Genomic DNA, 6,338 nt, shown 5'->3' on the forward strand with positions numbered 1-6,338 from the left:
ATCAGCCCGGCGGGGAGGGCCTCCACGACGGGGTGAGGCGCGTGCTGAAGGAGTTGCACGGCTACCTGGAGTCAGCACCGCCGCTGGGCAGGGTCCGCTCCGGTTTCGCGCCCGCCGGCGCGCGGATGCTGCGGGCCGACGGCCCGGGCTGGTCCCTGGTCGCGAGGACCGACGACATCGCCTACATCCTCCTGGACGACGAACCGAACGAAGTGCTGCCGGTCGGCCGCGGGCCGGAGCTGCCCAAACTCCTCGAAGCGCTCGACGGGATCGCCGTCCGCCCGTCCTGACCGACGTGGCGCGGCGCGGCGCTTGACGGAGCCCCCGTACGCGTCCGGGACCGTGTCATCGGCCCGGCATGGCGTACGGGGGCTGTCTTCGCAGGTCAGTGCGGGGTCAGCGGCCGATCTCCTTGCGCGTGATGCGCTTGAGCCGACGGCGCTGCGACGGGTCGAGCATCAGATAGGCCACCGCGGGCACACCGAGCACCACCAGCAGCGACATCCAGAATCCGATGAATGGAATCAGGAGAAGACCGACGGCCACTCCCCCGACAGCGATCTTTGCCCTAGTCGACATTTTCGACGCCTCCTTCGCGGCCGAGGCCGCTCCCTGCTGAGTGAACGCTCACGGGCCTCCGCCAGTTCCACTATGCAGCGCCCGCGTGCGCGGCGCCGCGACGGAGCGGCACCGCGCCGTGCGGATCAGGCCGCGGCGCGCAGCGGCGCACCGACCTCGTGCAGATGGCCCAGCGCCTGCCGGTACGAGTCGACCAGGCCGGTCTCCACGTAGGAGACGTCCATCTCGCGGCAGTGGGCGCGGACCAGCGGCTGGGCGAGCTTGAGGTGGGGACGGGGCATGCTCGGGAAGAGGTGGTGCTCGATCTGGTAGTTCAGGCCACCGAGGAACCAGTCGGTGAAGAAGCCGCCGCGTATGTTGCGGGAGGTGAGGACCTGCCGGCGCAGATGTCCCCAGCTCGCGAACTCCTCCTCGGTGGGGATCTTCATGCCCTTGTGGTTCGGGGCGAACGCCATGCCCAGGTGGAGGCCGTAGATCATCTGGTGGATCAGCAGGAAGACGACGGCCTGGCCGACACTGAGCGTCGTGAAGAGCAGCGCGAGGTAGGCGACGACGTGCGTGATGAGCAGCGACCCTTCGAGGAAGCGCTCACGCGGGGTCTGGCGGCTGACACCGCGGGAGAAGACGCACCGGAAGCCGTAGACCTTAAGGGCGATGCCCTCCAGGGTCGTCAGCGGGAAGAACACCGCGGCCTGGTGCCGGGTGAGCCAGCGGCGCAGTCCCTTGCGGCCCTCGGTCTGGTGCTGTGCGAAGACGAGGATGTCGGCACCGACGTCCGGGTCCTTCTCCAGGTGGTTGGGGTTGGCGTGGTGCCGGTTGTGCTTGTCGTTCCACCAGTCCTGGCTCATTCCGAGCAGCAGATTGGCGTGGAGAAGCTGGACAAGACGATTCCGTCCGCGGGTGGCGCATATCTGGGCGTGCCCCGCGTCGTGCGCGACGAACGACATCCGGGCCGACAGGAGGGCCAGCGGCGGAGCCAGGAGGAGCGCCCACCAGGACGCCCCGATCAGCACCATGCCGGTCACGACCGCGGCGAGCCCGAGCAGGTTGACGGCGATACCGCGCGCGTACCAGGCGGTTCGCCGTTCGAGGAGGCCCTGCTCCCTGACCGTCCGCAGAAGGGGCGCGAAGTCGCTGCCGCCCGTGCGGGCGGCGGGGCCGGGGGTGGTGGTCTCCGCGACTGCTGCTGCGGGGGCCTGGGGCATGTCGGTCTCCGGTCTGTAGGCCGACGATCGTGTAGATCGTTTAGGTGGGAAAGGGCAGGTCGGTGGGGCCGTTCGAGTGGCGCCGTTGGCGCTTGATCGCGGCGACCGGATGAAAACTACGCGCAGTTGCCCCTCCAGGGCCATGCGGCCAACACCCCGAGGTGACGGGGGCTATTCCCGACCGAGGGGGTGGGGCTGTCTACACCCCCGCCATGGCCCATGATTCTTGTCACCGTCGGGCGCCACCCATCGCTGTGGTGAGCGAGGTACCCTCGGCCGCTCCACCTTCACTAGTCAAACTTGAGGAATGTGTCATCGCCGTACACAGGCCCCCTGCGGCTACGCCCTCCCAGATCACCGGACTCGCGCGCTGCCACGCGCTCTTCCTGCCGGCCGACCCGGCCCGTGCCGGCCGGATCGCCTTCTGGCATCCGGACGGCGCCCCTCCGCCCGAGTGGCCCGCCCCGCCGGACGCCGCCAACCCTACGGACGCAGGCGACGCGACCGAACCGACGGACGCGACCGACCTGGCGGATTCGGCGGTCTCGGGCGTATCGGTCGAAGACCTGACCGTCGTCGGCGACGACGTGCGTCTCCGTACGGTTCCGGCCCTGCTGCTGCCCGTACGCGACGCCCTGCCGGTGCTGACCCGTGCGAGGGCGTCGGCGCACGCCTCGCCCGCCGCGGCCTTCTGGGGAGCCGCGGCGCTGCTCGCCCTGCAACTCGCCGCGCGCGGCAAGATGTTGCCCGGACTCTCGGCGGCCGGCCATGACGCCTGGCGCGCCGGCCCTGTCGCCGCCGACGACCTGGAGCGCGTCCGTGCGCTCGCCGCCTCGATGCCGCCCGCCGCCCACGCCGTACCGCTCGACCCCGGGACGACCGGTCCGCTCCTGCTCGCCGATCCGGAACGGCTGCTGCGGCGGTTCCTCGACGCGGTCGCCGACGGTCTCGTGCGCACGCCCGCCGCTCGGATCGCCGCCGGGTCACCCGCCTTCGCCGCTCCGGAGCCGCGCCTGCTGCCCGAACTGCGCGGCTGGGCCGCCGACGTGGCGGCCGGTCACGACGCGGGCGTACGGCTGTCGCTCCGGGTCGAACTCCCCGGCCTGACGGCCTCACCGGGCGGCTCTTCCAAGGAGGACGGCTTCCCCGACAGTGACGCGTCCGGTTCCGTCCCCGCGTTCCGCGCCGTCCTGCAGATGCACAGCGTCAGCGACCCGACGGTCGTCGCCGACGCCGCCGAGGTCTGGTCCGGTACGGGGGCCGTGGAGGCCACGGGCGAGGCGTTCGGCCCCCGGGCCCGGATGGACGCCCTGCTGGCCCTGAGGCGCGCGGCGCGCGCCTGGCCACCCCTGGCGCCCCTCCTGTCGGCCACCGTGCCCGACGCGATCGACCTCGCCGACGAGGAGGTCACCGAACTGCTCGGGGATGCCTCCCGCGCGCTGGCCGCCACCGGCGTCCAGGTGCACTGGCCGAAGTCGCTGGCGCGCAGGCTGACGGCGCGCGCGGTCATCGGCCCGCCCGACGAGGGGCCGGGCTCCCGCCCGTACGGAACGGGGCGCGACACGCCGACCGACGCGCCGGGCGCCGGGCGTGACGGCGAGGACGACACGCGCGGGAACGGGCGCTCGGACGGGAGCGGTCCGGGCCTGCCGTCCTTCCTCTCCGCCGACGCGCTGCTCGCCTTCAACTGGCGGTTCGCGCTGGGCGGCCAGGAACTCACCCGCGCCGAGCTGGACCGGCTCGCCGAAGCGACCCGCCCTCTCGTACGGCTGCGCGACCAGTGGGTCCTCATCGACCCTGAGGAGGCCAGGCGCGCCCGGGAGAGCCAGGACCGCAAGGTCACGCCCGTCGACGCGCTCGGAGCAGTTCTCACCGGGTCCACCGAGGTGGACGGGCGCCGGGTCGAGGTAGAGGCGTCGGGGTGGCTGGAGGCGTTGCGCGACCGACTGGCCGACCCGGAGGGCACGGACCAGGAGATCGGCCAGCCGGCGGCTCTCACCGCCACGCTGCGCGACTACCAGCTGCGAGGGCTCAACTGGCTGCACCGGATGACCTCGCTCGGTCTCGGCGGCTGTCTCGCCGACGACATGGGGCTCGGCAAGACCATCACCGTCATCGCGCTCCATCTGCACCGCCAGAGCGAGGAGTCGGCGGCGGGCCCGACCCTGGTGATCTGCCCGACGTCGCTGATGGGCAACTGGCAGCGCGAGATCGAGCGGTTCGCACCCGGCACACCGGTGCGCCGCTTCCACGGCGCGTCGCGCGGCCTGGACGCCCTCGCGGACGGCGAGTTCGTCCTCACCACCTACGGCACGATGCGATTGGACGCGCGGAAGCTGGCCGGCGCCGAATGGGGCATGGTCGTCGCCGACGAGGCACAGCACGTGAAGAATCCGTACTCGTCGACCGCCGGTCAGCTGCGCACCATCGGCGCCAAGGCGCGCGTCGCCCTGTCCGGTACCCCGGTGGAGAACAACCTCTCCGAGCTCTGGGCGATCCTCGACTGGACGACGCCGGGTCTGCTCGGCAAGCTCGCCACCTTCCGTACGCGCTACGCGCAGGCGGTCGAGGGCGGTGACCCGGGGGCGGCGGAGCGGCTGTCCGCGCTCGTTCGGCCGTTCCTGCTGCGGCGGCGCAAGTCGGATCCCGGTATCGCGCCCGAGCTGCCGCCGAAGACGGAGACCGACCGGGCGGTGTCGCTCACGACGGAGCAGGCCGGGCTCTACGAGGCCGTCGTACGCGAAACCCTCGCGGCGATCTCGGAAGCCGGCGGCATGGAACGCCGCGGCCTCGTCATGAAGCTGCTGACATCGCTCAAGCAGATCTGCAACCACCCCGCGCAGTTCCTCAAGGAGGACGACCCGGCACGTGTGGCGGGGCGTTCGGGGAAGGTGGAACTGCTCGACGAACTGCTCGACACGATCCTCGCCGAGGAGGCGAGCGTGCTCGTCTTCACCCAGTACGTACAGATGGCGCGCCTGCTCGAACAGCATCTGGCGGCGCGCGGCGTCCCGACGCAGTTCCTGCACGGCGGCACACCGGTGGGGCGGCGCGAGGACATGGTGCGGCGGTTCCAGGAGGGCGAAGTGCCCGTCTTCCTGCTGTCGTTGAAGGCGGCGGGCACCGGTCTGAATCTGACCCGCGCGGAGCATGTCGTGCACTTCGACCGGTGGTGGAACCCGGCCGTCGAGGCCCAGGCGACGGACCGCGCGTACCGCATCGGCCAGAACCGGGCCGTGCAGGTGCACCGGATGATCACCGAGGGCACGATCGAGGACCGGATCGCCGACATGCTGGCGCGCAAGCAGCACCTGGCGGACTCCGTCCTCGGCGCCGGCGGCGAGGCGGCCCTGACGGAACTGACCGACGACGAGCTGGCCGATCTGGTCGAGCTGCGAGGGAGTGCGCGATGACCGGAACCGACGGCGGAAACAGCGGCGGCCACGGTGCGGAAGGGACCGAGCGCACCTTCGGCGCCCTGCCGCCCGCGCGGGGCCGGGGCTTCGCGCAGACCTGGTGGGGACAGGCGTGGCTGAAGGCCCTGGAGGACACGGCGCTCGACCTGCAGCAGCTCAAGAAGGGGCGCAGGCAGGCGCGTGACGGCGCGGTGGGCGCGGTGTCCGTGCGGCCGGGGAGGATCACGGCGGTCGTGAGGGACTCGGACGGCACGGCGCACCGCGGCGACGTGCTGTTGCAGCAGCTCAGTACGGAGGAGTGGGACCGGTTCCTGGACATGGCGGTCGAGCGCGCGGGCCACATCGCGGCGCTGCTGGACCGGGACATGCCGCCGCATCTTGTGGAGGACGCAGCGGGCGCCGGGGTCGAACTGCTGCCCGGCATCGGCGACCTGGAGCCGGAGTGCGCCTGCGGCGCCTGGGACCTGTGTCCGCACACGGCTGCGCTGTGCTATCAGGTGGCGCGGCTGCTGGACGAGGATCCTTTCGTCCTCCTGCTGATGCGCGGCCGGGGCGAGCGCCAACTGCTCGACGAGTTGCAGACGCGCTCGGCGCGGGCCGCCCGGACGCACCAGAGCCCGGCCGACGGCGCGGCCGGGGGCGCGGGTGGCGGGACGGCCGGGATCGACGCGGACGCCCTGGAGTTCCTGGCGGCCGACGCGGCGGGACGCGCGCTGCGCCTGCTGACCGACGCGCTCTCCGCCGGGCACGAACGACAGCCGATCGAACAGGAGTTGACGCCCGGTCAGGACGCCGTGCGGCTGGCGGCCTCGGCCGACGATCCGCTGATCGCGGTGCGGCTCGCCGGTGGCACGGGCCGGCAGCGTGCCGAACTGGACCTGGCGGTCGGGGCCTGGCGCTACGGCGGCGCCGCGGCCCTCGCCGTACTGGAGGAGGAGTGGCAACCGGAGCCCGAGGCCCTGGCGCGTGCGAAGGCCGACCTGGCGGCGGCCTGGGAGGACAGCGAGCGCCCACGGCTGCGCGCGGGTGCGGCCGGCCGCTGGACGGTCGTGGGGGCGGACACACAGCTCCGCTACGGGCGCGACGGCCGCTGGTGGCCGTACCGCAGGGCCGGCGCCCGCTGGGCGGCTTCGGGACC

The 6,338-nt window shown here is 72.6% G+C and carries 4 protein-coding genes and 1 pseudogene; 3 read left to right on the forward strand and 2 right to left on the reverse strand.

What is annotated here, in order from left to right:
• Window positions 1-290 (forward strand): annotated as a pseudogene (locus GXP76_RS33130) (hypothetical protein); the annotation flags it as partial.
• Window positions 291-396: 106 nt separating this feature from the next.
• Here GXP76_RS33130 and GXP76_RS33135 read toward each other — a convergent pair.
• Complete coding sequence (locus GXP76_RS33135) at window positions 397-579, reverse strand: hypothetical protein (RefSeq protein WP_031228443.1); 183 nt, start codon at window positions 577-579, stop codon at window positions 397-399.
• Window positions 580-704: 125 nt separating this feature from the next.
• Window positions 705-1,784 (reverse strand): acyl-CoA desaturase, encoded by a 1,080-nt coding sequence (locus tag GXP76_RS33140; protein ID WP_242575323.1) that lies wholly within the window; start codon window positions 1,782-1,784, stop codon window positions 705-707.
• A 212-nt stretch (window positions 1,785-1,996) separates the two neighbouring features.
• Here GXP76_RS33140 and GXP76_RS33145 point away from each other — a divergent pair, with 212 nt between their 5' ends.
• Together GXP76_RS33145 and GXP76_RS33150 are read left to right on the forward strand one after the other, a co-directional pair.
• Window positions 1,997-5,197 (forward strand): DEAD/DEAH box helicase, encoded by a 3,201-nt coding sequence (locus tag GXP76_RS33145; RefSeq protein WP_277994092.1) that lies wholly within the window; start codon window positions 1,997-1,999, stop codon window positions 5,195-5,197.
• Window positions 5,194-6,338: SWF or SNF family helicase (locus tag GXP76_RS33150; RefSeq protein ID WP_242575325.1), on the forward strand; the 1,145-nt coding region annotated here is incomplete at its 3' end. The genes GXP76_RS33145 and GXP76_RS33150, both read left to right, overlap by 4 nt.

Source organism: Streptomyces sp. NP-1717, from assembly GCF_022695985.1.
Taxonomy (GTDB): domain Bacteria; phylum Actinomycetota; class Actinomycetes; order Streptomycetales; family Streptomycetaceae; genus Streptomyces.

Coding starts and splice junctions, on each gene's coding strand:
- GXP76_RS33135 (WP_031228443.1), bottom strand. CDS start 579: ATGTCGACTAGGGCAAAGATCGCTGTCGGGGGAGTGGCCGTCGGTCTT.
- GXP76_RS33140 (WP_242575323.1), bottom strand. CDS start 1,784: ATGCCCCAGGCCCCCGCAGCAGCAGTCGCGGAGACCACCACCCCCGGC.
- GXP76_RS33145 (WP_277994092.1), top strand. CDS start 1,997: ATGGCCCATGATTCTTGTCACCGTCGGGCGCCACCCATCGCTGTGGTG.